The organism is Streptomyces sp. NBC_00654, from assembly GCF_026341775.1.
Lineage (GTDB): Bacteria > Actinomycetota > Actinomycetes > Streptomycetales > Streptomycetaceae > Streptomyces.
In genome coordinates this window covers 990,189-1,015,061 of sequence record NZ_JAPEOB010000002.1, presented here as the reverse complement: position 1 = coordinate 1,015,061, position 24,873 = coordinate 990,189, and the positions used below count along the sequence as shown (strand labels likewise).

At 71.7% G+C, this 24,873-nt stretch carries 20 protein-coding genes and 2 pseudogenes; 10 read left to right on the top strand and 12 right to left on the bottom strand.

Annotated elements, in window-relative coordinates:
- Window positions 1-4: 4 nt before the first annotated feature.
- From OHA98_RS24710 to OHA98_RS24690, 5 genes are all read right to left on the bottom strand, one after another.
- The gene (locus OHA98_RS24710; RefSeq protein WP_266928936.1) at window positions 5-1,786 is read right to left on the bottom strand and encodes an ABC transporter ATP-binding protein; all 1,782 of its coding nucleotides are present in this window, start codon (window positions 1,784-1,786) and stop codon (window positions 5-7) included.
- Window positions 1,783-3,681, bottom strand: a complete 1,899-nt coding sequence (locus tag OHA98_RS24705) for an ABC transporter ATP-binding protein (protein ID WP_266928935.1) — start codon at window positions 3,679-3,681, stop codon at window positions 1,783-1,785. The genes OHA98_RS24710 and OHA98_RS24705 overlap by 4 nt, the downstream gene beginning before the upstream one ends.
- A 197-nt stretch (window positions 3,682-3,878) precedes the next feature.
- Window positions 3,879-5,327, bottom strand: a complete 1,449-nt coding sequence (locus OHA98_RS24700) for a Gfo/Idh/MocA family protein (protein ID WP_266928934.1) — start codon at window positions 5,325-5,327, stop codon at window positions 3,879-3,881.
- Between the two features lie 308 nt (window positions 5,328-5,635).
- Window positions 5,636-8,566, bottom strand: a complete 2,931-nt coding sequence (locus tag OHA98_RS24695) for an FAD-binding and (Fe-S)-binding domain-containing protein (protein ID WP_266928933.1) — start codon at window positions 8,564-8,566, stop codon at window positions 5,636-5,638.
- A 58-nt stretch (window positions 8,567-8,624) separates the two neighbouring features.
- Complete coding sequence (locus OHA98_RS24690) at window positions 8,625-9,068, bottom strand: MarR family winged helix-turn-helix transcriptional regulator (protein WP_266928932.1); 444 nt, start codon at window positions 9,066-9,068, stop codon at window positions 8,625-8,627.
- A 105-nt stretch (window positions 9,069-9,173) separates the two neighbouring features.
- Between OHA98_RS24690 and OHA98_RS24685 the strand changes: the two genes are divergently transcribed.
- Both OHA98_RS24685 and mltG read left to right on the top strand, forming a co-directional pair.
- Window positions 9,174-10,979 (top strand): ABC transporter ATP-binding protein, encoded by a 1,806-nt coding sequence (locus OHA98_RS24685; RefSeq protein WP_266928931.1) that lies wholly within the window; start codon window positions 9,174-9,176, stop codon window positions 10,977-10,979.
- Between the two features lie 366 nt (window positions 10,980-11,345).
- Window positions 11,346-12,197, top strand: coding sequence for an endolytic transglycosylase MltG (mltG, locus tag OHA98_RS24680; RefSeq protein WP_266928930.1), 852 nt, complete (start codon window positions 11,346-11,348; stop codon window positions 12,195-12,197).
- A 140-nt stretch (window positions 12,198-12,337) separates the two neighbouring features.
- On the opposite strand, the gene OHA98_RS24675 is transcribed toward mltG, so the two are convergent.
- The 6 genes and pseudogenes from OHA98_RS24675 to OHA98_RS42980 form a co-directional block, all read right to left on the bottom strand.
- Window positions 12,338-13,441, bottom strand: coding sequence for an NAD(P)-binding domain-containing protein (locus OHA98_RS24675; protein ID WP_266928929.1), 1,104 nt, complete (start codon window positions 13,439-13,441; stop codon window positions 12,338-12,340).
- Window positions 13,442-13,506: 65 nt separating this feature from the next.
- Window positions 13,507-13,765: pseudogene (locus OHA98_RS24670) on the bottom strand (LLM class flavin-dependent oxidoreductase); the annotation flags it as partial.
- A pseudogene (locus tag OHA98_RS24665) lies at window positions 13,762-14,163 on the bottom strand (hypothetical protein); the annotation flags it as partial. The pseudogenes OHA98_RS24665 and OHA98_RS24670, both read right to left, overlap by 4 nt.
- A 66-nt stretch (window positions 14,164-14,229) precedes the next feature.
- Window positions 14,230-15,018: an ABC transporter ATP-binding protein gene (locus OHA98_RS24660; RefSeq protein ID WP_266928928.1), complete on the bottom strand. Its 789-nt coding sequence runs from the start codon at window positions 15,016-15,018 to the stop codon at window positions 14,230-14,232.
- Window positions 14,991-15,902 carry an ABC transporter permease gene (locus OHA98_RS24655; RefSeq protein ID WP_266928927.1) on the bottom strand — a complete coding sequence of 304 codons (912 nt, stop codon included), beginning with the start codon at window positions 15,900-15,902 and terminating at the stop codon, window positions 14,991-14,993. Before OHA98_RS24655 ends, OHA98_RS24660 begins: the two co-directional genes overlap by 28 nt.
- Before the next feature lie 226 nt (window positions 15,903-16,128).
- Window positions 16,129-16,212 carry a putative leader peptide gene (locus OHA98_RS42980; RefSeq protein ID WP_350692898.1) on the bottom strand — a complete coding sequence of 28 codons (84 nt, stop codon included), beginning with the start codon at window positions 16,210-16,212 and terminating at the stop codon, window positions 16,129-16,131.
- A 92-nt stretch (window positions 16,213-16,304) separates the two neighbouring features.
- Between OHA98_RS42980 and OHA98_RS24650 the strand changes: the two genes are divergently transcribed.
- Window positions 16,305-16,727 carry a YjbQ family protein gene (locus OHA98_RS24650; RefSeq protein WP_266928926.1) on the top strand — a complete coding sequence of 141 codons (423 nt, stop codon included), beginning with the start codon at window positions 16,305-16,307 and terminating at the stop codon, window positions 16,725-16,727.
- 201 nt (window positions 16,728-16,928) lie between these two features.
- Here OHA98_RS24650 and OHA98_RS24645 read toward each other — a convergent pair whose 3' ends face one another.
- Complete coding sequence (locus OHA98_RS24645; RefSeq protein ID WP_266928925.1) at window positions 16,929-17,255, bottom strand: plasmid stabilization protein; 327 nt, start codon at window positions 17,253-17,255, stop codon at window positions 16,929-16,931.
- Between the two features lie 315 nt (window positions 17,256-17,570).
- On the opposite strand from OHA98_RS24645, the gene OHA98_RS24640 reads away from it, so the two are divergent.
- From OHA98_RS24640 to OHA98_RS24610, 7 genes are all read left to right on the top strand, one after another.
- A complete protein-coding gene (locus OHA98_RS24640; protein WP_266928924.1) occupies window positions 17,571-17,912 on the top strand; it encodes a hypothetical protein in 342 nt (113 codons plus the stop codon).
- Between the two features lie 13 nt (window positions 17,913-17,925).
- Window positions 17,926-18,174: a CDGSH iron-sulfur domain-containing protein gene (locus tag OHA98_RS24635; protein ID WP_266928923.1), complete on the top strand. Its 249-nt coding sequence runs from the start codon at window positions 17,926-17,928 to the stop codon at window positions 18,172-18,174.
- Window positions 18,155-19,225: an iron-containing redox enzyme family protein gene (locus tag OHA98_RS24630; RefSeq protein ID WP_266928922.1), complete on the top strand. Its 1,071-nt coding sequence runs from the start codon at window positions 18,155-18,157 to the stop codon at window positions 19,223-19,225. The genes OHA98_RS24635 and OHA98_RS24630 overlap by 20 nt, the downstream gene beginning before the upstream one ends.
- A 313-nt stretch (window positions 19,226-19,538) precedes the next feature.
- Window positions 19,539-21,797 (top strand): serine/threonine-protein kinase, encoded by a 2,259-nt coding sequence (locus OHA98_RS24625; protein WP_266928921.1) that lies wholly within the window; start codon window positions 19,539-19,541, stop codon window positions 21,795-21,797.
- A 142-nt stretch (window positions 21,798-21,939) separates the two neighbouring features.
- Window positions 21,940-22,623 (top strand): response regulator transcription factor, encoded by a 684-nt coding sequence (locus OHA98_RS24620; protein WP_266928920.1) that lies wholly within the window; start codon window positions 21,940-21,942, stop codon window positions 22,621-22,623.
- Window positions 22,624-22,625: 2 nt separating this feature from the next.
- A complete protein-coding gene (locus OHA98_RS24615) occupies window positions 22,626-24,146 on the top strand; it encodes a HAMP domain-containing sensor histidine kinase (protein ID WP_266928919.1) in 1,521 nt (506 codons plus the stop codon).
- Window positions 24,143-24,802 carry a hypothetical protein gene (locus OHA98_RS24610; protein WP_266928918.1) on the top strand — a complete coding sequence of 220 codons (660 nt, stop codon included), beginning with the start codon at window positions 24,143-24,145 and terminating at the stop codon, window positions 24,800-24,802. The genes OHA98_RS24615 and OHA98_RS24610 overlap by 4 nt, the downstream gene beginning before the upstream one ends.
- The last annotated feature ends 71 nt before the right edge of the window (window positions 24,803-24,873 follow it).

The window sequence follows — 24,873 nt, the reverse complement described above, 5'->3', positions numbered from 1 at the left end:
CGCGTCAGCCGTGCCAGGACCGCCACAGTGCCGCGTACGCGCCGTCCGCCGCCACCAGGGCGTCATGGCTGCCCAGCTCGCTGATCCGGCCGTCCTCCACGACCGCGATCACATCCGCGTCGTGCGCCGTGTGCAGCCGGTGCGCGATCGCCACGACCGTACGGCCGTCCAGCACCCGGGCCAGCGAACGCTCCAGGTGACGCGCCGCCCGCGGGTCCAGGAGCGAGGTCGCCTCGTCCAGCACGAGCGTGTGCGGATCGGCGAGGACCAGCCGGGCCAGCGCGATCTGCTGGGCCTGCGCCGGGGTGAGCGCCAGACCGCCCGAACCGACCTCCGTGTCCAGACCCCCTTCGAGTGCCCTCGCCCACCCGTCCGCGTCGACCGCCGCGAGCGAGGCCCACAGCTCCGCGTCCCGCGCCCCGTCGCGGGCGAGCAGCAGGTTGTCGCGGAGCGAACCGACGAAGACATGGTGCTCCTGGTTGACCAGGGCCACATGTTCACGTACCCGCTCCGCCGTCATCCGGGACAGCTCGGCGCCGCCGAGGGTCACCTCCCCGGTCCGCGGGGCGTAGATTCCGGCCAGCAGCCGGCCGAGCGTCGACTTGCCCGCGCCCGAGGGGCCGACCAGCGCCAGGCGCGTGCCCGGGGCGACATCGAGCGTCACCTTGTGGAGCACGTCCACCCCGGCCCGGTACCCGAAGTGCACCTCGTCGGCCCGCACTGCACGGCCGTCCGGTCCGACCCCGGCGTCGCCCGCGTCCGGCTCGATCTCCCGTACGCCGACCAGCCGGGCCAGTGACACCTGGGCCACCTGGAGCTCGTCGTACCAGCGCAGGATCAGACCGATCGGATCGACCATCATCTGGGCCAGCAGCGCCCCCGTCGTCAGCTGTCCGACGGTGATCCAGCCCTCCAGGACGAACCACCCGCCGAGCAGCAGCACGGCGCCGAGAATCGTCACATACGTGGCGTTGATGACCGGGAACAGCACGGAGCGCAGAAAGAGCGTGTACCGCTCCCATGCCGTCCACTCCTTGATCCGCCGGTCGGAGAGCGCCACCCGCCGGGCGCCCAGACGGTGCGCCTCCACGGTCCGCCCGGCGTCCACGGTCTCCGCGAGCATCGCGGCGACCGCCGCGTATCCGGCGGCCTCCGAGCGGTACGCCGAGGGGGCCCGCCGGAAGTACCAGCGGCAGCCCAGGATCAGCACCGGCATGGCGACCAGCACGGCGAGCGCGAGCGGCGGCGCGGTCACGGTGAGCGCGCCGAGCAGCAGCCCCGCCCACACCACCCCGATCGCCAGCTGTGGCACGGCCTCGCGCATCGCGTTGGCCAGCCGGTCGATGTCCGTGGTGATCCGGGAGAGCAGATCCCCCGTACCGGCCCGCTCCAGGACGCCCGGCGGCAGCCCGACCGACCGTACGAGGAAGTCCTCGCGCAGATCGGCGAGCATCTCCTCGCCGAGCATCGCGCCGCGCAGCCGCATGGTCCGGGTGAACAGCGTCTGGACGACCAGCGCGATCGCGAACACCGCGGCGGTGCGCTCCAGATGCAGGTCGCTCACGCCGTTCGACAGGTCCTCGACCAGCCCGCCCAGCAGATACGGCCCGACGATCGAGGCGATCACCGCGACCGCGTTCACGGCGACGAGCACGACGAACGGCTTGCGGTGGCGCCGCAGCAGATCTCGTACGTAGGTCCGCACGGTCGTCGGTGTACCGACCGGCAGGGTCGTCGCCGACTCCGGGGCGGCCGGGTCGTACGCCGGTGGTGCGACGCCGATCATGCCCTCTCCTCGATTTCCTCGATCGTGTCGATCGCTTCGGTGTCCGCGATCCCGTCCGGTACGGCGTGCCCGCCCAGCGCGGCCGACGCCGCGGCCTCGTCGTCGGTCTCACGGGTGACGACCGCCCGGTAGTGCGGTTCGGCGCGCAGCAGCTCGCGGTGGGTGCCGACGGCCATGACCGTGCCCTCGTGGACCAGGACCACCCGGTCGGCCAGGTCGAGCAACAGCGGCGACGAGGCGAACGCGACCGTCGTACGGCCCCGGCGCAGCCGCCTGATGCCTGCCGCGACCCGGGCCTCCGTGTGCGAGTCGACAGCCGAGGTCGGCTCGTCGAGCACCAGTGCCTCCGGGTCCGTGACCAGGGACCGGGCCAGCGCGAGCCGCTGCCGCTGGCCACCGGAGAGGGACCGTCCCCGCTCGGTGATCCGGGTCCCCATCGGGTCGCCCTCCGTGTCGGGCGACGCCTGGGCCAGCGCGGCCAGCACATCACCGCACTGGGCCGCCTCCAGCGCGTCCCCGGCGGCCACCTGACCGGACGAGGGAATGTCCAGCAGCTCCCGGAGCGTGCCGGACAGCAGCACCGGATCCTTGTCCTGCACCAGTACGGCGGTCCGCGCCGAGTCCAGCGGCAGCTCGTCCAGCGGTATGCCACCGAGCAGCACCGAAGGGGCCGTCGTGACACCCGCGCCGATGTCTCCGCGGCTGTCGCTCCCGGTGTCCTCGCCGGTCTCCGGACCGGTCTGGACATGCCCGCCGAGCCGCTCGGCAAGTCGGCCCGCCTCGTCCGGATCACCGCAGACCACGGCCGTGAAGAGACCCTGGGGGGCCATCAGACCGGTGACGGGGTCGTACAGATCGCCCGAGGGGACCAGGTCCTTCCCGATCGTGGCGGGCTGCGCGCTGCGGTGCAGCGACAGCACCCGGACCGCGCGCTCCGCGGAGGGACGGGAGAAGGAGTACGCCATGGCGATCTCCTCGAAGTGCCGCAGCGGGAACAGCATCAGCGTCGCCGCGCTGTACACCGTGACCAGCTGGCCGACGTCGATCTTCCCGTCGTGGGCCAGTGTCGCCCCGTACCAGACCAGTGAGATCAGCAGAACTCCCGGCAGCAGGACCTGGATCGCCGAGATCAGCGCCCACATCCGCGCGCTGCGTACGGCGGCCTTGCGGACCTCCTGGGAGGCGCGCCGGTAGCGGCCGAGGAAGAGTTCCTCGCCGCCGATGCCGCGCAGGACCCGCAGACCGGCGACCGTGTCCGAGGCCAGCTCGGTCGCCCTGCCCGCCTTCTCGCGCTGGATGTCCGCGCGCCGGGTGGCCCGGGGGAGCAGCGGCAGTACGGCCAGTGCCAGCACCGGCATGGCGATCGCCACCAGGACGCCGAGGGAGGGCAGATAGATGACGAGGCCGACGCAGATCAGCACGAGTGCGGTGGCGGCGGCGGCGAAGCGGGAGAGCGCCTCGACGAACCATCCGATCTTCTCCACGTCGCCGGTGGATACGGCGACGACCTCGCCCGCGGCGACCCGGCGGGTCAGCGCGGAGCCCAGCTCGGCGGTCTTGCGGGCCAGCAGCTGCTGGACCCGGGCGGCCGCGGTGATCCAGTTGGTGATCGCGGTCCGGTGGAGCATGGTGTCGCCGACCGCGATGAGAACGCCGAGAACCACGATGAGTGCGCCGGAGAGCGCGAGCCGCTCGCCGGAACGGTCGATGACGGCCTGGACGGTGACACCCACGGCGAGCGGGAGTCCGGCGATCGCCAGCTGGTGGAGCAGCCCCCAGGAGAGGGACTTCAGCTGACCGGCGAGCTGATTGCGCCCGAGCCAGTACAGGAAGCGTGGGCCTGAACGGACATCGGGATCGCCAGGATCCGAATACGGAAGATCGCGAATGTGCATGACGTCCCAGGGCTCTGAAGGGGGAGATCCACGACGGATCCCGACGTACGGTGCGGGGAGCAAACGGTGCAATGCTCGCTTCCGGCACCGGCCCGGGGCAACTGGTTTTCCGCTGGGGGATGTCGGGCGGCCGACGGGCTCGCTCGTCCCGGCCGGGGGCCGGGGTTCCGCACCGGTCGGCGCGGAACCCCGTGCCGTCACCCGGCAGGCTTCTCCGAGTCCATACCGGAACGGGCCTTCTTCCACTCACCGCGGGTGAAGTCCGGTATCTGCTGCGGGGTGCCCTTGGCCTTGATGGACAGATGGCTGAGCGGAACGGGCGCCGTCCAGGTCGCCGCGTCGTACACATCGAAGTCCGGGACGAGCCCGAGCCGCATGCACTGCATCAGCCGGAACACCATCATGTAGTCCATACCGCCGTGACCGCCGGGCGGGTTGGCGTGCTCCTTCCACAGCCAGTGGTCCCATTCGGCGTACGTGGAGAAGTCCGCCCACTGGTCGTTGGTGTGGTCGGGCTCGATGTAGATGCGGGCCGGGTAGTCCTCGAAGACGCCCCTGGTGCCGCCGAGGCTGTTGATACGTGAGTAGGGGTGCGGCGTCGACACATCGTGCTCCAGCCGGATGACCCGGCCCTTGGCCGTCTGGACCAGGCTGATCGTCCGGTCGCTCTCGATATAGGTCTCCTTCCAGCTGGGATCGCCGGCCGGCATGTGCTCCTTCCGGTAGGCCGCGAGACCGAGCGCGGGGGACCCGACGCTGGTGATGCTGACGGCGCGGTCCCCGCGGTTGATGTCCATGTAGTTGGAGACCGGCCCGAACCCGTGGTTGGGGTACAGGTCGCCGCGCAGCCTGGTGTGCCAGAGCCGGCGCCAGGGCCCCTCGTAGTAGTCGGGGTCGAACATCAGGCCGCGCAGGTCGTGGTTGTACGCGCCCGCGCCGTGCAGCAGATCGCCGAAGAGACCGGCGTGCGCCATGCGCAGGACGCGCAGCTCGTTCTGGCCGTAACAGCAGTTCTCCAGCTGCATGCAGTGCCGCCGGGTGCGCTCGGAGAGGTCGACCAGCTCCCAGAGCTGGTCCAGCCGCAGAGCGACCGGACACTCCACACCGACATGCTTGCCGTTGAGCATGGCGGTCTTCGCCATCTCGAAGTGGAAGTCCCAGGGCGTCGCGACATAGACGAAGTCGATGTCCCCGCGCGCGCAGAGGTTCTCGTAGTCGTCCTCACCGTTGGTGTAGACGGCGGGCGCCGGCTGACCGGCGGCGCTGACCTTGGCGGACGCTCTCTCGGCCTTGGCCTTCACCGGGTCGCAGACAGCCATGACCTGCACGCCGGGAACGGCGAGGAAGAGATCGATCATGCTGCCGCCGCGGTTGCCGAGGCCCACGATGCCGACCCGGACCGTGGAACGCCCGTCGAAGGGCACGCCGGCCATGGTGCGGCCCTTGCGCGCGGGCACGTCGGCGGTCTCCTGACCGGGGAGCGCGGTGGCCGGCCCGGGGGAGGCGGCGGACGCCGCGCCGGCGCCCAGGCCGCCCAGGCCGAGTCCGGCACCGGCCACCGCCGTGGTCCGGAGCACCGAACGACGGCTCGGCGAGCTGTCGTTGGCGTCCCGCGATCCGATCCCGTGCTGTGCGTCGTCGTTCATCGAGCCTCCAGGTGGGGATGGGGGTTCTGACGGTGCGCGTGCGGATCCGGGACCCCGGCTGTGCGGCGGGGCCCGAACCTCGGTATGGACCTTGGACGTTGAGGCTCTGGGTGCGCAAGGGATGCAATTGGACTCTCGCGCCGAAACCATGGACTTTCGTCCCGGCGGCGGGAGGCGGCGGGAGGCCGGGCCGCGCCGGTGCGCGGGCAGCGCGAAGCGCGCGGGTGCCGCCCGGTCATGTCACATGGAGCGGCGCCGCTCCGGACGGCCGCCCGGCCCCGACCGTCCGCCGGGCGACCGCCGTCGGCTCAGGCGGACGGCCGGGTGGCCCGCTCCAGCTCCATCAGCACGGAGTGGTACTGCCGCCCGGTCGCCCGGTCCATCCCGATCTCGCACATCCGGTTCGCCGACAGATAGGCGTCGTACTCCCGGCTGTTGACCTCGGCGGCCTCCTTCGCGGTCGCCGAAGCCGTCAGCTCCTTGTGCAGCATGCCCCGGTCGCCCGCGAAGGCGCAGCACCCGGCATCGTCGGGGATGACCACTTCGTCCGCGCAGGCCTCGGCGAGCGTGCGCAACTGCGCCACATCACCCAGGTGTTCCATCGAGCATGTCGGGTGCAGGACGGCGGAGCCGGTCCTGCGGACCACCGTCAGCTCCGGCAGCAGCTCGTCGGCCGCCCAGACCAGGGAGTCGAGGACGGTCAGCTCCCGGTGGAGCTCCAGGTTGTCCTCGGTGAGATACGGCACCACCTCATGGGCGATGCCCAGCGTGCAGGACGACGCGTCGACGATCAGCGGCAGCTTTCCGCCCGCCGTCCATCCCCACGCCGCCTCCACGATGCGGTTGGCCATCACCGCGTTGCCCGCGTCGTACCCCTTGGAGTGCCAGATCGTCGAGCAGCAGGTCCCCGCGACGTCCTCGGGAATCCACACCGGCTTCCCGGCCCGTGCCGACACGGCCACCACCGCCTCGGGCAGCGAGGGCTCCCGCTGCCGGTCCGGCCCCGAGAAGATGCGGTTCACACACGCCGGGTAGTACACCGCGCTCGCACCGACGCGTGTGGTCCCGGGCAGCTTGCGGGCGGCGGCGCCGGGGATCTCCGGAAGCCATTCCGGTATGAGATCGGGGCGCACGGCCTTGCGGGCCAGCCCGGTCACGGACTCCAGCAGCCGGTCACCGATCTTGTCGGCCGCCGCGACGGCCAGCCGTGCCGAGGCCTCCACCGTCTTGAAGTTCTTCGCGGTGAGGGCGGCGATCCGCTCCTCGCGCGGCGAGTGCCGGCGGTGACGGAAGTCCTTCATCATCGCGCCCGTGTCGATACCGACCGGGCAGGCCAGCTTGCAGGTGGAGTCACCCGCGCAGGTGTCCACGGCGTCGTAGCCGTAGGCGTCCAGCAGGCCGGTCTCCACCGGGGAGCCGTCCGGCTGACGCATCATCTCCCGGCGCAGCACGATCCGCTGGCGCGGCGTGGTGGTCAGATCCTGGCTGGGGCAGGTGGGTTCGCAGAAGCCGCACTCGATGCACGGATCGGCGACCGCCTCCACCGTCGGGATCGTCTTCAGTCCGCGCAGATGGGCCCGGGGATCGCGGTCGAGGACGATACGGGGAGCCAGGATCCCGGAGGGGTCGATGACCTGCTTGGTGCGCCACATCAGCTCGGTCGCCCGGGGCCCCCACTCCAGCTCCAGGAACGGCGCGATGTTGCGCCCGGTGGCGTGCTCCGCCTTGAGCGACCCGTCGAAGCGGTCCACGACGAGCGTGCAGAAGCCTTCCATGAACGCGGCGTACCGCTCGACGTCGGAGGGCCGCGCGGCGTCGAACGCGAGCAGGAAGTGCAGATTGCCGTGGGCCGCGTGACCCGCGACGGCGGCGTCGAAGCCGTGCTCCGCCTGCAGTCCGAGCAGTGCCTCGCACGCGTCGGCGAGCTGCGACGGCGGGACCGCGAAGTCCTCCGTGATCAGCGTCGTACCCGAGGGGCGGGAGCCGCCGACCGCGGTGACGAACGCCTTGCGGGCCTTCCAGTAGCCGGAGATCGTCCGGGTGTCCCGCGTGAACTCATTGGTGATGGAGGCCGCCGGTGCGACCAGGTCGAGGTCCGCGACCACCGCGCCCGCCGCCCGCTCGTAGGCCTCCTGCCCGGCCTCGTCCGGGGCGCGGAACTCCACGAGCAGCGCGGCGGTCTCATTGGGCAGCGCTGCCCAGTCCGCCGGGACTCCCTGGACGCTGACCGAAGCACGCAGGGTGTTGCCGTCCATGAGCTCCACCGCGATGGCGCCCGCCTCGTTGAACCGCGGAACGGCGGCCGCGGCGGCGGTCAGCGACGGGAAGAACAGCAGCGCCGTGGAGACCCGCCGGTCCAGCGGCAGTGTGTCGAAGACGACCTCGGAGATGAAGCCGAACGTGCCCTCGGAGCCGACCATCAGCCCGCGCAGGATCTCCACGGGGGTCGAGCCGTCGAGGAAGGCGTCGAGGCGGTAGCCGTTGGTGTTCTTGATCTCGTACTTGGCGCGGATCCGGGCGGTGAGTGCGGCGTCCGCCTCGATCTCCGCCTTGAGGGCCAGCAGGTCCGTGCACAGCTGCGGCTCGGCGCGGGCCAGTGCTCCGTCGGCGTCCGGACCGGCCGTGTCCACGACCGTGCCGCTGGGCAGGACGAAGGTCAGTGAGGCGACGGTGCGGTACGAATTGCGGGTCGTCCCGGCCGTCATCCCGGAGGCGTTGTTGGCGACGACCCCGCCGATGGTGCAGGCGATGGCGCTGGCCGGGTCGGGGCCCAGCAGCCGTCCGTGCCGGGCGAGCGTGGCGTTCGCCCGCATGACGGTGGTTCCCGGCCGGATCCGGGCCCGCGCCCCGTCGTCCAGGACCTCGATCCCCGTCCAGTGCTGACGTACGTCGACGAGGATGTCCTCGCCCTGGGCCTGGCCGTTCAGGCTGGTGCCCGCGGCCCGGAAGACTACGTCGCGGCCCTTGCCGTGCGCGTACGACAGGATCGCCGAGATGTCGTCGATGTTCTCGGGGACCAGGACGACCTGCGGAAGGAACCGGTAGGGGCTCGCGTCGGAGGCGTACCGCACGAGGTCGGAGACCTTCCACAGCACCTTGCCGGCGCCGAGCAGGGCGGTCAGTTCGGAGCGCAGCGGCTCGGGGGTGCCCTGCGCGTTCCGGTCGGGCACCCGGTCGGGCGAGGGCTCACGCACCGTACCGGGACGAAGGGCTTCCGGGTTCGGCTCCAGCAACGGCATGTCAAAGTCTCCTCAAGCAGCTCGGCGCGGTACACCGCGCCCGTTCCCTTTCAGCATGTCAGCAGTGCCGCTCGGGCATTCCGTCGACCAGGGCTGACAGCAGTCCGCCGAGCACCTCGCGCTGATCGGCGGACAATGGGGCCAGGATCTCCTCCGCGGCGGCCCGGCGCGCGCTGCGCAGGGAGCGCAGCGTGGAGCGCCCCTCGTCGGTGATCTCGATGCGCACCACCCGGCGGCTGTCCGGATCAGCGGCGCGCCGCACCCGGCCGGCCGCCTCCAGGGCGTCCACCAGGGTGGTCACGGCCCGCGGTACGACGTCCAGGCGCTGCGCGAGATCGGCCATCCGGGGCGCGGCGTCGTACTGCGCGACGGTGCGCAGCAGCCGGAACTGCGCGGGGGTGATGCCTGCCGGCTCCAGCTGGCGGCTCTGGATGCGGTGGAGCCTGCGCGTCAGCCGCAGCAGTTGCTCGGCCAGCAGGCCGTCGGAGTCGGGGGAGTCCATACGGGAACAATATCAGGACTCCGTTCATTGTGAGTATAGGTAACAATGAGCTATGCTCTTGAAATCCTGACATGCGTCTGTGTCTCAAGCCCGGCGAAGGAGCACATGAAACCCGACGTACCCACGTGGACACCCCCGCCCCGGGATGCCGCCCAGCCGCCCGCCGAGCTGCGCCGCATCTTCCGGCTCTTCCGTCCCTACCGCGGCCGGCTCGCGCTGGTCGGGCTGCTGGTCGGCGCCTCGTCACTGGTGTCGGTCGCCTCCCCGTTCCTGCTCCGCGAGATCCTGGACACCGCGATCCCGCAGGGGCGCACGGGGCTGCTCACGCTGCTCGCCCTCGGCATGATCCTCACCGCCGTGATGAACAGCGTGTTCGGCGTCCTGCAGACCCTGATCTCCACCACGGTCGGCCAGCGGGTCATGCACGATCTGCGCACCGCCGTCTACACCCAGCTCCAGCGGATGCCGCTGGCCTTCTTCACCAGGACCCGCACGGGTGAGGTGCAGTCCCGCATAGCCAACGACATCGGCGGCATGCAGGCGACGGTCACCTCCACCGCGACGTCGCTGGTCTCCAACCTCACCGCGGTCATCGCCACCGTCGTCGCCATGCTGGCGCTGGACTGGCGGCTGACCGTGGTCTCCCTGCTCCTGCTGCCCGTGTTCGTCTGGATCAGCCGGCGCGTCGGCCGGGAGCGCAAGAGGATCACCACGCAGCGCCAGAAGCAGATGGCCGCCATGGCGGCCACGGTCACCGAGTCCCTCTCGGTCAGCGGAATCCTGCTGGGCCGCACCATGGGCCGCTCGGACTCCCTCACGCGGGGATTCGCCGAGGAGTCCGAGCGGCTGGTCGACCTGGAAGTGCGCTCCAGCATGGCCGGACGGTGGCGGATGTCGACGATCGGCATCGTCATGGCGGCCATGCCCGCCGTCATCTACTGGGCCGCCGGTCTCACCCTCCAGTCCGGTGGCACGGCCGTCTCCATCGGTACGCTGGTCGCGTTCGTCTCGCTCCAGCAGGGCCTGTTCCGTCCGGCCGTGAGCCTGCTGTCCACGGGTGTGCAGATGCAGACCTCCCTCGCGCTCTTCCAGCGGATCTTCGAGTATCTCGACCTCGAAGTGGACATCACCGAACCCGAGAACCCGGTCCGTCTGGAGAAGGTCCGCGGCGAGGTCGCCTTCGAGGACGTCGACTTCAGCTACGACGAGAAGAACGGCCCGACCCTCACCGGCATCGATGTGAAGGTTCCGGCGGGCGGCAGCCTGGCCGTCGTCGGGCCGACCGGCTCCGGCAAGTCCACCCTCAGCTATCTGGTGCCCCGCCTGTACGACGTCACCGGCGGCCGGGTGACGCTGGACGGCGTCGATGTGCGGGACCTGGACTTCGACACCCTCGCCCGCGCGGTCGGTGTGGTCTCCCAGGAGACGTATCTCTTCCATGCGTCGGTCGCGGAGAATCTGCGCTTCGCCAAGCCGGACGCCACCGACGAGGAGATCGAGGCCGCGGCGCGTGCCGCGCAGATCCACGACCACATCACTTCCCTGCCCGACGGGTACGACACGCTGGTCGGCGAGCGCGGCTACCGCTTCTCGGGCGGCGAGAAACAGCGGCTGGCGATCGCCCGCACGATTCTCCGGGACCCCCCGGTGCTGATCCTCGACGAGGCGACCAGCGCCCTGGACACCCGTACGGAACACGCTGTGCAGCAGGCGATCGACTCCCTCTCGGCGGGGCGTACGACGATCACCATCGCCCACCGGCTCTCCACGGTCCGCGACGCGGACCAGATAGTCGTCCTGGACGGCGGCCGAACGGCCGAGCGCGGTACGCACGAGGAGCTGCTCGGCCGGGGCGGCCGCTACGCGGCCCTGGTCCGCCGCGACGCCCAGCCCGTCCCGGCGGTTTCATGAGCTGCGGAAACGGCAGCGCCGCCGCTCCCGTGGGACGGGGAGCGGCGGCGCCGGTGATGCGATGGTCAGACGAGCCAACCCACGAAGTGGACGATGCCGGCGAGCAGGTTGGTGAGGAAGTTCATCTGGTGCTTCTCCTTGTTGCGTGATGCATATGTGGGACTGCGCAGTCGCGGTCTGCAGCCCGTTGCCTGCGCTCTGTAATCATCAGGCCCCGCGCCGGAGTTGAGCAACGAAAATCGATACGATCACACGTTCCAGCGAACACCCGCTCCCTTGTTCGTGCGTTCTGTCTGTTCGGGCGCTGTTCGTGTCGTCGATGCCGAGGTCCGGGACGAGGGCGAGGGTGCGGGTTACCGTGCCCGCATGGTGAACGAGTCCCCGGACGTTCGGCCCCGCCGTGGAATGCGTCCGACGCGACGCGGACGGCTGGTCCTTCTGGTCGGCGCGGCGCTCGTCGTGGCGGCGGCCGTACTGATTCCCCTGCTGCTGACCAGCGGAACGGAAGAGAAGAAGGCGCAGCCGCGCACACTCCTGATTCCCGAGGGGCGACGGGCCTCCCAGGTGTACGAGGCGACCGACAGGGCCCTCGGTGTCGCGGCAGGCACCACCGGGAAGGCCGTGCCGACCGCGGGCCTCGCACTCCCGGCCGAGGCCCGGGGCAACCCCGAGGGGTACCTCTTCCCCGCCACGTACCCCGTCGACTCCGGCACCACCCCCGAGAGCCTGCTGCGCTACATGGTGGACACCGCCCTCAAGCGTTTCGGCGCGGACCACATCACCGCGGGGGCGCAGCGCAACAGCGTCTCCGTCTACCAGACGGTCACGATCGCCAGCGTGGTGCAGGCCGAGGCCGACACCGGGACCGACATGGGCAAGGTGGCCCGCGTCGTCTACAACCGGCTGGCCCGCGACATGCCCCTCCAGATGGATTCCACGCTCAACTACGCGCTGAAGCGTTCCACCCTGGACACCACGACAGGGGACACCCGGATCGACAGCCCGTACAACAGCTACGAGCGCAAGGGGCTGCCGCCGACGCCCATCGGCAATCCGGGGGAGCAGGCCATGAAGGCGGCGATCAGCCCGACGCCCGGACCCTGGCTGTACTTCGTCACGGTCAAGCCGGGCGACACCCGCTTCACCGACAGCTACGCGGAGCAGATGAAGAACGTCGAGGAGTTCAACCGCAACCGCCGCGCTGCCACGACGGGCTGAGCCGCCACGGACGGGCTGAGCCGCCACGGACGGGCTGAGCCGCCACGACGGGCTGAGCCGCCACGGACGGGCTGAGGCAGGCCCCTGGCGGGCTGAGCGGACCCCGGCGGGAGTGCGCCGCCGCGTCCGGACGCCTCAGGTCAGGCGGGAACGGCCGCCGGGGCCTCCTCGCGTCCGGCCCCGTCCAGCAGACGCCGGACCGACCGGACCGCCGCCCGCCCCGCCCGGTTGGCGCCGATGGTGCTGGCGGAGGGGCCGTACCCCACGAGATGCACGCGCCCGTCCCGTACGGCCCGGGTGTCCTCGGCCCGGATGCCGCCTCCCGGCTCGCGGAGCTTCAGCGGCGCCAGATGGTCGACGGCGGGCCGGAAACCGGTCGCCCAGACAATCACATCGGCCTCGACCGTCCGCCCGTCCTCCCAGGCCACCCCGGTCGGCGTGATCCGGTCGAACATCGGGAGCCGGTCGAGAACCCCTTGTTCACGCGCGCGCCGCACGGCATCGGTGAGCGGTAGACCCGTGACGCTCACCACGCTCTGCGGCGGCAGCCCGCGCCGTACCCGTTCCTCCACCATCGCCACGGCGGTCCGCCCCTGCTCCTCGCCGAAGGGCCCCTCCCGGAAGACCGGGGCCCGCCGTGTCACCCAGTACGTCGCGGCGGCGACCTCGGCGATCTCCATCAGATGCTGAGTGCCGGAGGCGCCGCCACCGACGACGATCACGCGCCGACCGGCGAATTCCCCGGGCCCCGGGTAGTTCGCCGTGTGCAGCTGGCGTCCCCGGAAGGTCTCCTGCCCCGGGTAGCGCGGCCAGAAGGGCCGGTCCCAGGTACCCGTCGCGTTGATCAGCGCACGTGCGGCGTAGGTGCCCTCGGAGGTCTCCACGAGCAGCCGTCCCTCGTCCCCCTCGCGCACGGCGCTCACCTCGACCGGGCGGTGCACCCGCAGCCCGAAGCGGTGTTCGTACGCCTCGAAGTACTCACCGATCACCTCGGACGAGGGCCGGCTGTCGTCGGCGCCCGTCAGCTCCATCCCGGGCAGTGCGTGCATCCCGTGGACCTTGCCGTACGTCAGTGAGGGCCAGCGGAACTGCCAGGCACCGCCAGGACGGGGCGCGTGGTCGAGTACCACGAAGTCCCGGTCCGGCTCCAGACCGGAGCGCCGCAGATGGTAGGCGGCGGACAGCCCCGCCTGTCCGGCGCCGATCACGGCCACGTCCAGCTCGCGCACCCCAAATTCGTTCACGCTTCTACTAACTGCGGGGGGTTCCTGGATCTTCCCGCCCGGAGAATCCAGGAACCCGGCTCGGGCTCGGTGTGCTGGGCCAGCGCGACCGTGGTGAGCCAGGCGTCCTTGCACCAGGTGCCGGTGGGTGTCAGCACGGCCTCGAAACCCAGCTGCTCCGCGGCCTTCGCTATCTGCGCCAGGTACTCGATGTCGGGAGCGCGCACCCCGGACACCGGTGTGATCCGGTCGCGCCCGATGCCGCCGTCCGTGTATGCGTGCCGGTCGACGAGGGGTCCGGCCGTCGCCGCCGGTGGGCAGGAACCAGTGCAGATGAACGTTCACGAGGAGGCCTTTCGGTACGAGCGGGGAGTGACGGACGACGGGGGGAGGCCGCGGTTGAAACGGGTGTCGACGTGGTCGGCGAAGGAGAAGCGCCGGGGGATCAGCTTCAGCTCCGCGAAGGTGCCGGCGATCTGCTGCTCGGAGGCGATCGCGGCCGCGTCGACGGCCACCGGGACACGGGTTCCGTAGGAGAGCTTCACGGCGTCCAGCGCCACCTCGTACGGCAGGCCCGTCTCCTTCGCCCAGACCCTCGCCCAGGCCTCCGGGTGTTCGAAGACCCACTTCGAGCCGGAACCCGCGGCGAAGACGGGCGGTGTATTGCTCACTCCACCCACGTCGACCGCTTGGGCGCTGACGGCCTCCAGGAGGGGCGGGCCGGAGCTGAAGGTCGACCATCTCCGGTGACGTCCGGGGGCGCACCGGGCCGTACGGGACGGGGGAGGGGAAGAGGGAGAGGGCGGGGCTCAGACGGCCTCGTGCGCGGCGGCATCCGGACCCTCGACCCCCAGCTCGGCCAGGAGCCGGGAGCGCAGAGCGGCGAACCCGGCGGCGCCGACACCGCGCGGCCGGTCCAGGGCGACCGGAGAGTCGTACGCGATCCCCCCGTCCCGCATCACCAGCACCCGGTCGGCGAGCAGCAGCGCCTCGTCCACGTCGTGGGTGACCAGCAGCACCGCGCAGCCGCGCCGCTGCCAGAGCTCGGCCACCAGGCGCTGCGCCCGGATCCGGGTCAACGCGTCGAGCGCGCCGAACGGTTCGTCGAGCAGCAGCAGATCGGGCTCACGGGCCAGGGCTCGGGCCAGGGGCGCGCGCTGGGCCTCCCCGCAGGAGAGCGTCCTGGGCCAGGCCCCGGCCGGCCCCCCGAGTCCGACCTCCGCCAACGCCCGTTCCGCGACCGCTCGTCCGGGCTTTCCGGGCTTTCCGGGCAGTCCGAGCAGGACATTGCGCCAGACCCTCTTCCAGGGCATCAGCCGGGGTGTCTGGAAGGCGACGGCCCGCCGGCGGGGTACGAGAACGGTGCCGTCGATCTCCCGGTCGAGTCCGGCCAGCACCCGCAGAAGCGTGGACTTCCCGCAGCCGCTGCGCCCCAGCAGGGCGGTGAACTCACCGGCCCGCAGGGTGAGATCGAGACCGTCGATGACCGGGCGCCCGTCGAAGGCGCGGGTCAGCCCCGCGACCCGTACGGCGGCCTCCGGCCCCTCGGGCCGGGCGGGGATACGGGCGGTCACTGGCCTGTGAAAGTCGGTCGCCATTGCAGCAGCGGCCTTTCGAGAGTCCGGACGATGGCATCGGCGGCAAGGCCGAGGAAGGCGTAGACGACCAGGCAGACGACGATCACGTCGGTGCGGAAGAAGTCCCGGGCCTGGTTCATCAGGAAGCCGATTCCCGCGTCGGCGTTGACGGACTCGCCGAAGACGAGCGCCAGCCAGGCGGTGGCGAGGGAGTACCGCAGTCCGGTCATGGCTCCGGGCAGTGCTCCCGGCAGCACCACATGGCGCACCATGGCCCACCTGCTGAGCCCCAACGACTGTCCCGCCTCGATGAGTTGGGCGTCCACGCCCCGTATCCCGGCATAGACGTCGAGGTACAGATGGAAGGCGACCCCGAGCGCGATGAGCGCCACCTTCGGAGCCTCACCGATGCCGAGCCAGATGATGAAGAGCGGTATCAGCCCCACCCACGGGACGGTGCGGAGCATCAGTACGGTCGCGTCCACGAGGTCCTCGCCCAGCCGGGACAGCCCCGAGACCAGCGCGAGCGCCGTCCCGGCCACTCCGCCGAGCAGCAGACCGGCGGCCACCCGCTGGAGCGACACCGCCATGGCGGAGGGCAGAGTCCCGCCAGCGATCAGACCGGACCCGGCCCCCGCGATGGTGCCGGGCGAGGCGAGCACGTCGGGGTGCAGAACGCCCGTGGCGCTGAACACCTGCCACAGGGCGAGCAGCAGCGGACCGGCCGTACGGCGCAGCCGGCGCGGAACGGACCGCAGACGCGTCCCGCGGGCGGACGAAGGGAGTACGTGTTCGAGATCCGGCGGACTCGGCCGCGCGGAGGGCTTGACCGGGTCGATGGGTATGCCGGGTGGTGGGGCGGATGCGGATGCGGATGCGGATGCGGATGCGTGGCCGAGGGTCATGAGGGCTCCACGAGCAGTCCACGGGCAGGGGCGAGGAACAGCGGAACGGCGCCACCCGGGTCATACGCACCCGCACCACGGCTACGGCGGTGGCACAGGGATCACGCCGCGGTTCCGGCGGACCCGGACACGGCGGGGCCACGTACGGCAAAAGGGGCGCGCACCCGCTCGGAGCGGGCGAACGGAACACCCGGTCAGAGCGGGCGGAACATGCGCTGGGAGAACGTCAGCAGCCGCGGCGACACGCGGCGGAGGCCACCCGCAGCAGGTCGATGTGACCGCGCGAAGTGAGCAGAGCTGATCGGAACATGTCGCTGAACGTAGCGACGCGCTGCGGAACCGGTCAATGGCGTCTCGACACGTGGACGTGCCATCCTGCCGCTCGGGCGGGAGGATGAAGCCATGGCCGACAGCTTCACCACCAGTGTTCTGCGCATCGCCACCGGCTCCACGGAGACCGTCACCGACCTGACCCATGACTGCGAGGAGTTCCTCACCCGCACCGCGGCCGGCCGAGACGGTCTGCTCAACGTCTTCGTGCCGCACGCCACCGCGGGAATCGCCGTCCTGGAAGTCGGAGCGGGCAGCGACGACGACCTCCTCGCGGCCCTGCACACCCTGCTGCCCGCCGACGAACGCTGGCAGCACCGCCACGGCAGCCCCGGCCACGGCCGCGACCATGTGCTGCCGGCCCTCGTCCCCCCGCACGCCACCCTGCCGGTCATCGCCGGACAACTGGCACTGGGGACGTGGCAGTCGGTGTGCCTGGTCGATACGAACATGGACAACCCCGACCGCCAGGTTCGACTGAGTTTCCTGGGCTGACCAGGATCGCTCGCGGGGGTCCTGCCGCCGATCCTCCGTAGCTCTGCGCGATCGAACGGGGAGCGCGTCGCGGGGTCCGGACCTGACGGTGATCGAACGGCCTCGCGAAGGGCGCGGCACATGCCTGCCCGGCGTGCGGCGACTGCCTGAACACCGGCCGCAGCGCCGTCACGCCGCGCGGCAGGCAGTGGACCCGGTGGGTCAGCGGCTGACGGCCTGGCGGAGCTGCTCCTTGTTCATCGTTGAGCGGCCCTCGACGTTCTTCCTCCTGGCCTCTTCGTACAGCTGGTCCCTGGTGCGGCCCTGCGCGCCCTTGTGCGAGCGCTCTCCGCCTCGCTGGGAGGCCGATTTGGGGTCCTGTGTGGACGTCCTGCTCGCCGTCCTCGACTCACCCGAGCGGGCCCGCTCCTTGTTGACGGTGCGGGCGGCGATCTCCTTCGCGCGCTTCTCCGACTCCCCGCGCCTCTCGGCGCTCTCCTTCACGTGTTCGTACTGACGCTCGCGTTTGCGGCTGGATCCTGCCGGCATGACGTTCTCCTTCCTGCCCGTAGGGCTCTCCACCCCCGGGCGCACGGCCCGTACCGGCGACGGCGATACGGCGCCGACCACGACCGGGTTGCCACGGGTCCACGTGCGAAACATGGCACCGCTGCCCCGGATGTGCCCATCGGGCCGTGCGCTCGGGTGACGCCGGGTGCCGGGCGCGTACTGGCGCGGGCAGGGGGCCGGGAACGCCGTGAAGTGGCGGCGGAGCGCCGCCGGACCGAACCTGAATGGGCGGGGCACCCGCCCGGCGAGACGAGCAGAGACCTGAACCTGTCTGTCCCCCCGTGGAGGTTTCCGATGACGACGGTGTTCGTGGGGCGCGGACACGTACGGTGGGTTGCTCACCACCACGTCGCGGCGATGGCCGGCGGACGGCCCGGTGAGGACGCCGTGCGGCACGCCCGGGACGCGGGGCACGGTGGACGGCGGGAACTCCTGGTGCGTTCCGGACTCCGCGATGCCGAGGAAACGTTCCGACGGCCCGCTGCCGCCGGTCCGCGCCGCTCGGTGACGGACCGGGCCCGCGTACCCTGCGGTCCTGCGGTCACCCGACGGCTGCCGTGGCCGCGGGCCCAGGGACTGATCGGCGCCGGCGAGGGCGCAGAGGAACCGGTGGTCGTCCGTGCCGAACGAAGCTGACCGTGCCAGGCGTATGACCGTTGTCCGCGATGGTCCGATTCTGATCGACGGGCCGGTGGAGATCGTCCAGGAGGACGGCACGATCGCCGCTTCCGACCGGTTCGTCGTCGCCGTCTGCACCTGTCGGCGCAGCCGCGCGTACCCCTGGTGCGACACCAGTCACCGCAGACGTACGAAGCCCTCCGGCGCCGGCCGCCGCGAGGACTGCGACCAGCCGTCCGGCAGCGACCCGAAGGGCTCCCATGACGGCGCCCCCCACTGACCACAACCCTGCGGGCCCGGTCGTTCCCACCTCCCGGGGACCGCTGTCGGCGGGTCTGTTCGCAGCTCTTGCCTCGCCGCGACAGGCACCTCCCGGGGTGGACGGGGCCGCAGCCGCCGACCCGTACGGGGAGGACCTGCAACTGGCCCTCTACGTACTCTACGAACTGCACTACCAGGGCTTCGCCGACGTCGCCGAGGACCGTGAGTGGGACCCCGTGCTCATGCCGTTGCGCCGGGCACTCGAACAGCGTTTTCTCGGCGCTCTGCGGGCAGATGTCCGTTCCGGACGCTCGACGGACGTGGTCTTCGGTGAACTGCTGGTCGAGCCCACCGACCCACGCGGCGGCATCGCCCACCATCTGGAGCATGAGGGAGTGCTGTGGCAGATCCGCGAATACGCGGCTCTGCGCTCGCTCTACCACCTCAAGGAGGCGGACCCGCACGCCTGGGTGATCCCCCGGCTGCGCGGACGGGCCAAGGCCGGCATGGTCGCCATCGAGTACGACGAGTTCGGTGCCGGGCGGGCCGAGGACATCCATGCCCAGCTCTTCACCGAGCTGATGGATGATCTTGGTCTGAACACCCGCTACGGCCACTACGTGGAGGCGGCCCCCGCCCCCGCCCTCGCGGTCGTGAACGTCATGACGCTGTTCGGCCTGCACCGAGCCTTGCGCGGAGCGTTGGTCGGCCATTTCGCCTGCGTCGAGGTCACCTCGTCGCCCGGATCCCGTCGGCTCGCCGCGGCGATGCGGCGCAGCGGTGCCGGGCCTGCGGCCGAACGCTTCTACACGGAGCATGTCGAGGCGGACGCCGTGCACGAACAGGTCGTACGCCGGGAGGTGATCGGCGGCCTGCTCGCCGAAGAGCCGCACCTGGACTCCGAGGTGGCCTTCGGAGCGGACGCCACTGTGCACCTGGAGCGCCGACTGGCCTCGCATCTCCTGAACGCCTGGCGGACCGGACGGTCGGCGCTGCGCAACGGCGTCGGTGCTGCCGACCCGCGCTCTCGCTCTCGTCGGCCCCTTGTCACTCCGCCCAACGCGCCGTAGGGGGCGTGTGTGCCCATGCGCGGGCTCGGCCGGTTGTCCGCTGCGGGGGGAGGCGCGCGCAGGCGCCGTGCCAGGAGGTCTCCCTCCCTCCCGGAGTTCTCGGCCTGCCGCCGTGGCTGCGACGATCCATGGGATCTGCGATCATCGTCCGGGCTTCGTCCGGGCTTCGTCTTGTGCGGCACGCGAGCGGCCCCGGGCTCCCTGTTCGTCACCCGCTTTGCTCTGCTGTACTGCCCTGCGGCTAGTTTGTGTGCAGAACAGGTACGCAGGCCCGTGGTGGCAGAGATGCACGGGGAACGGGAGGTCGGGAAGAGTGTCGCTGCGCGGAGGTGATCCGGTCGAGATCGGTGGCTATCCACTGGAGGCTCGGCTCGGCTCGGGTGGCATGGGCACGGTCTTTCTGGCCCGTACGAGTTCGGGGCGGCCTGTCGCGATCAAACTGATCCACCAGCAGTTCGCGGGGGACGACGAGTTCCGCATCCGCTTCCGGCAGGAAGTGGCGGCGGCGAGGCGGGTGAGCGGCGCGTTCACCGCCGCCGTGGTCGATGCCGCCCCCGAGGCCGAGCAGCCGTGGATGGCGACGACCTATGTCGAGGGGCACACGCTGGCCCAGCACATCGCCGCCGAGGGCCCGCTGAACGGAGCGGAGCTGAGGAGGCTCGCGATCGGGCTGGCCGAGGCGCTGCGCGACATCCACCGGGTGGGGGTCGTCCACCGTGACCTGAAACCCTCGAACGTCGTGCTCTCGCCCGAAGGCCCGCGCGTCATCGACTTCGGCATCTCGCGCGCCGTGGACCAGCAGACGCTGACGATGACGGGGCGGGTCATCGGTACGCCGCCCTTCATGTCGCCGGAGCAGTTGCAGGCGCCGCGTGGTGTGGGGCCGCGGTCCGATGTCTTCTCGCTGGGGACGCTGCTGGTGTACGCGGCGACGGGGCACGGGCCCTTCGACGCGGACAGCCCCTACATGACGGCATATCAGGTGGTGCACGAGGAGCCGTCGCTGGGCGCGGTGCCGGTGGCTCTGCGCGTGGTCGTCGAGTCGTGCCTGGACAAGGAGCCGGAGGGGCGTCCCTCCGCGGACGAACTCCTCGTACTGCTGCGGGACCTGCCGGCCGACCTCGGCGGGATCGCCGCGAACGGGGTTGTCACGGGCCGCACCCGCGACATGAACACCCAGCATCACGTCGCGGCGGAGGACACCCCGGCGCCGGGCACCGCTCCGGCGGCGACTCCGGCGCCGGCCACCGCTCCGGCCGCCACCCCGGCCGGTCCCGGGAACACCGTCGGCCGCCGTCTGCACCGCCGATGGCGGCCCGTGCTCGCGGCCGCGGTCGCGGTCGCGGCGATCGGCGGGGGAGCCGCCGCGCTGAAGGCGGGCGACCGCGGGGGGAACGGCGGCGACAAGGGCGACAGCGTCGCGGCGCCGGGTGCCGCGCTTCCGGACGGCTTCGAGCCGTGGCGCAGGACCGTGCACGGCGGTCGCGAGGACATCCCCGACGAGCTGCGCTGCCTCGCGCACGGCGACGCGCTGTTCTGCGGGGGCGGCAGTGTGGTCGCGACCCGTATCAGCGCCCTGGACGGCGCGCCGGTGTGGACGGTGAAGAGCCCGGGTGTCCCCGTCCAGGGCATGCACCTGGTGGGGGCCACCGACGACACGGTGCTCGGCTACCGCATCGCCGCCCAGGACGCCCCGCAGGACCCTCCCAGCGAGGTGGTGGCCCTCGACGCGAACAGCGGCCGGGAGCTGTGGTCCGTGCCGTCCGGCGCCCAGTCGCAGGCCGTCACGGGCCGGTCCCAGGACGCCCTCGTGGTCGGCTCCGCGGTGGTGACGGTCGACGCCTTCAACTCCCGCTTCGAGGCCCGGGACGCGCACAGCGGTGAGGTCGCCTGGACGACGCCGTTCCCCACGGGCGAGCGGTGCGCTCCCGTTCCCCTGGGAACGCGGCTCCTCGCGATGTGCGCGACGGACGGGGAGCTGGACGCCTCGGAGGTGCACCACCCCACCCTGCACACGGTCGACCGCGCCTCGGGGACACTGGGCAGGCCCATCGCGGTCGACGGCCCCGCCGTGCCGATGGGTGCCGCCGACGGCGGGCTCGTACTCCTTCAGCGGCACATGGAGGGAACGGCGCCGGCCGGCTACGACGGGGTGGCGCGGGTCGACCCGGCTTCCCGGAAAGTCACGTACTCCCGGCTGGCCAGGACTTTCGAGGGAACGCCCGGCATGGTGGACGGCACCGTCTACGTGAGCGGGCAGACCGGTCTCGTCACCGCCCTCGACCCCGCGACCGGCCGGAAGAAGTGGTCGCGGCAGACGGCCGTGGAGGGTGCCTCGGGCCCCGTGGCGGGAGCCGGCGCGCTGTACTTCAGCTCGGCCACCGGCCGGGTGGTCGCGCTGTCGCCGGACGACGGCAAGGCCCTGTGGACAACGGATCCGCAGGCCGACGGTCTGACGGGGGAGCAGGGCGCGAGCCCGCGCGTCACCGTCGCGGGGCGTGCGGTGATCGTGGCCGCGGCCGAGAACACCCTCTTCGCCTTCGACGTACAGAAGCCGCCGACATCGGGCTGACCCGGCGTCACCGGACGCCGGCCGCCTTTCCGCGCGGACGGGAGCATCCGGTCCTCGTCCCTGTCCCCTGCCGCCACACCGCCGTGTCCTTCACGACTCCCCATTCCCATCCCCCATTCCCCATGACTCCGGAGATACCGCCATGCCACGCGTCCTCCTCGTCGAAGACGACCCCTCCGTGCGCGAGGGCGTCGAGATCGGGCTGCGCCGGCGCGGGCACGACGTCCTCGCCGCCGCGACCGGCGAGGCCGGTCTGGAGGCGCTGGGCGGCTTTCGCCCCGATCTCCTGCTGCTCGACCTCATGCTCCCCGCCATGAGCGGCGTCCAGGTGTGCTGCCGGGTACGCGAGACCAGCCAGTTACCGATCATCATGCTGACCGCGCGCGGCGACGACGTCGACATCGTCGTCGGCCTGGAGGCGGGTGCGGACGACTACATCGTCAAGCCCGCCCGCACCGAGGTCATCGAGGCCCGCATACGTGCCGTGCTGCGCCGCATCGAAGGCCCGGTCGGGGCGAGGCCCGCCGTCGAGCGCCACGGCGAACTCGACATCGACCGCGCCGGCCACACCGTCCTCGTGTCGGGCGCCAGGGTGGCCCTCGCACCCTCCGAACTCAAGCTGTTGCTGTACCTGTCCGCGGCGCCGGGACAGGTCTTCAGCCGGCAGCGGCTCCTGGAAGAGGTCTGGGAGCACAGTTACCACCATGACGTCCGTCTGGTGGACGCCTGTGTGCGCCGGCTGCGCGCCAAGATCGAAGACCCGTCCGGCAGCCCTCGGTACATTCAGACCCTGCGGGGCTTCGGCTACCGCTTCGGGCCCCTGTGAGGATGCCTGGAGCGACCGCCGCGTTCGGGCTGCGCACCCGGCTGGTGATCGCGTTCCTGCTGGTGGCCGCAGTCAGCGCCGTGACGACCGCCGCGCTGACCTATCGGGAGGCGCGCAGCGCGGTCCTCGAACGTGCGCAGGACACGGCCGTCGCCTCCTTCCGCGAGGAGGTCGAGCGGTTCGTCCCCAGCCTGCCGCTGGACCCGGATTCGCTGAGGTGGTACCTCTACGACATCGCGGCGCGCGCCAAACCGCATCCGTGGATCGTCTTCGCCGAGTACGGCTCGTTGCGCGCCTCCTCGGGTGACCGGCCCGTCTCCGGCGTACTGACCGCGGAGCTGCGCCGCACGGTGCTCACTTCGCCGCACGGCAGCTTCGAGCGGGTCGTCAAGGACGGGAAGGCGTATCTGACGATCGGGATGCCGGTGATGACCCGGGTCGTGGCGGGCGGCGGCGCGGTGCCCAGTGGCCTGGTCCTCTTCGCCGTGATGCCCATGACGAACGAGGAGGTGGACATCGACGCCCTGGTGACCGCCGCCCGCCACGGCGCGCTGCCGGGACTGGTGGTGGCCCTGGTGCCCGCACTGCTCGCGGCACGCAGCGTGCTGCGCCCCGTCCGCGAACTGCGGCGCGCCGCGAACTCCATGGGCGGCGGGCAGCTCGACACGCGTATCCCCGTGCACGGCCGGGACGAAATGGCCGACCTGGCCAGGACGTTCAACGAGTCGGCAGCCCGCCTCGAACGCTCCGTGCAGGAGTTGCGGGACGCGGGGACGCGGGCCCGGCGCTTCGCCTCGGACGTCTCGCACGAGTTGCGCACCCCGCTCGCCGCGATGCTCGCCGTCACGGACGTGGTGGACGAGGACGCCGGGACACTCGCCCCGGACACCGCTCGGGCGGTGCGCCTGATCAGTGCCGAGACCGGCAAACTGGCCGTACTGGTGGAGGATCTGATGGAGATCTCCCGCTTCGACGCCCGTGCGGCGGAGCTCAACGCCGACGAGGTGGACGCGGCGGAGGCCGTGCGCAGAACCCTGTCCGACAGGCAGTGGCTCGGCCGGGTCCGCGCGGAGCTGCCCGACGGTCTGCGGATCCGCCTCGACCCGCGCCGCTTCGATGTCATCGTGGCCAATCTGGTCGGCAACGCCCTGCGCCACGGTGCCGAACCCGTCACTGTGCGGCTGTCGGCACGCGGGGGTGTGCTGATCACCGAGGTGCACGACAGCGGCTCCGGGATCGCGCCGGACGCGCTGCCGCACATCTTCGACCGTTTCTACAAGGCGGACGCCGCACGTTCCCGCTCGATCGGCAGTGGCCTCGGGCTTGCGATCACCGAGGAGAACGTACAGCTGCACGGCGGCACGATCCGCGCGGACAACGCGCCCGGCGGCGGTGCCCTGTTCACCGTGGAGCTGCCCTTCGACGGGCCCGCGTCCCGCAGCGGCGCACCGGAGGACCCCTCGCCCGCGCACGGTGGCACGAGGCCGGCGGACAGCCGCGACCGGACGGAGGCCACCGCGTGAAGAAGCCGGCGAACCATGGGCGTCGAGCGGTCCGGCTCGCCGCCGCGCTGCTGGTGCTCGCCGGTGGCCCGCTCGCCGGCTGCGGTATCCAGGAGACGGCCGTGATCGAGGCCGGCGGCCCGGTTGTCGCCGATCTGCTTCCCCCGCGCGAGGGACGCGTGCTGTTGTTCTTCTTCTCGCCCGACGGCGAACTGCTGCCCGTGCCACGGGCCGTCGAATCGGAGTGGCGCAACAGCGCCGCGGTCCCCGTCGGGCCGGACGACCCGTCGGCCGGCCCGGACGAGCCGTACGGACGGCACAGCCTCGGGGGTTCGCCCCCGGTGGGTGAGGACGAATCCCTCTCGCCCTTCGCGGCCGTCACCGCCCTGCTCGCCGGACCGGACAAGGCCGAACGGCGGGCCGGGCTCCGTAGCGCTCCCTCCCTGCCCCGTACGGCATCGCCCGTGGACCGGATCGTGAGGGACGGCCTCACCGTCGAGGTCGGGCTGCGCCTGCGGGTGACACGGCTGACCGCCCCCGCCCGCGACCAGATCGTCTGCACGGCCGCGTACGCGGCGCATGCGCGGGGAGCCGTGTCCGTACGTCTGGTCGGGCAGGACGGGCGCCTCGCCCCGGCCGACTGCCCCGTCCGACCGGTGCCGGTGTCGGCACGCTGAGCCTCGGCGGAGGGCGGGCGAGCCGGCCGGGCACCGGTGACGAGGAGGCCGGTCGGGCCTTCCGGCGGACC

Bases quoted from the DNA above. Each gene is read 5' to 3' on its own strand.
- OHA98_RS24710 (WP_266928936.1), bottom strand. From the start codon at position 1,786: ATGATCGGCGTCGCACCACCGGCGTACGACCCGGCCGCCCCGGAGTCG.
- OHA98_RS24705 (WP_266928935.1), bottom strand. From the start codon at position 3,681: ATGCACATTCGCGATCTTCCGTATTCGGATCCTGGCGATCCCGATGTC.
- OHA98_RS24700 (WP_266928934.1), bottom strand. From the start codon at position 5,327: ATGAACGACGACGCACAGCACGGGATCGGATCGCGGGACGCCAACGAC.
- OHA98_RS24695 (WP_266928933.1), bottom strand. From the start codon at position 8,566: ATGCCGTTGCTGGAGCCGAACCCGGAAGCCCTTCGTCCCGGTACGGTG.
- OHA98_RS24690 (WP_266928932.1), bottom strand. From the start codon at position 9,068: ATGGACTCCCCCGACTCCGACGGCCTGCTGGCCGAGCAACTGCTGCGG.
- OHA98_RS24685 (WP_266928931.1), top strand. From the start codon at position 9,174: ATGAAACCCGACGTACCCACGTGGACACCCCCGCCCCGGGATGCCGCC.
- mltG (WP_266928930.1), top strand. From the start codon at position 11,346: ATGGTGAACGAGTCCCCGGACGTTCGGCCCCGCCGTGGAATGCGTCCG.
- OHA98_RS24660 (WP_266928928.1), bottom strand. From the start codon at position 15,018: ATGGCGACCGACTTTCACAGGCCAGTGACCGCCCGTATCCCCGCCCGG.
- OHA98_RS24655 (WP_266928927.1), bottom strand. From the start codon at position 15,902: ATGACCCTCGGCCACGCATCCGCATCCGCATCCGCATCCGCATCCGCC.
- OHA98_RS42980 (WP_350692898.1), bottom strand. From the start codon at position 16,212: ATGTTCCGATCAGCTCTGCTCACTTCGCGCGGTCACATCGACCTGCTG.
- OHA98_RS24650 (WP_266928926.1), top strand. From the start codon at position 16,305: ATGGCCGACAGCTTCACCACCAGTGTTCTGCGCATCGCCACCGGCTCC.
- OHA98_RS24645 (WP_266928925.1), bottom strand. From the start codon at position 17,255: ATGCCGGCAGGATCCAGCCGCAAACGCGAGCGTCAGTACGAACACGTG.
- OHA98_RS24640 (WP_266928924.1), top strand. From the start codon at position 17,571: ATGACGACGGTGTTCGTGGGGCGCGGACACGTACGGTGGGTTGCTCAC.
- OHA98_RS24635 (WP_266928923.1), top strand. From the start codon at position 17,926: ATGACCGTTGTCCGCGATGGTCCGATTCTGATCGACGGGCCGGTGGAG.
- OHA98_RS24630 (WP_266928922.1), top strand. From the start codon at position 18,155: ATGACGGCGCCCCCCACTGACCACAACCCTGCGGGCCCGGTCGTTCCC.
- OHA98_RS24620 (WP_266928920.1), top strand. From the start codon at position 21,940: ATGCCACGCGTCCTCCTCGTCGAAGACGACCCCTCCGTGCGCGAGGGC.
- OHA98_RS24615 (WP_266928919.1), top strand. From the start codon at position 22,626: ATGCCTGGAGCGACCGCCGCGTTCGGGCTGCGCACCCGGCTGGTGATC.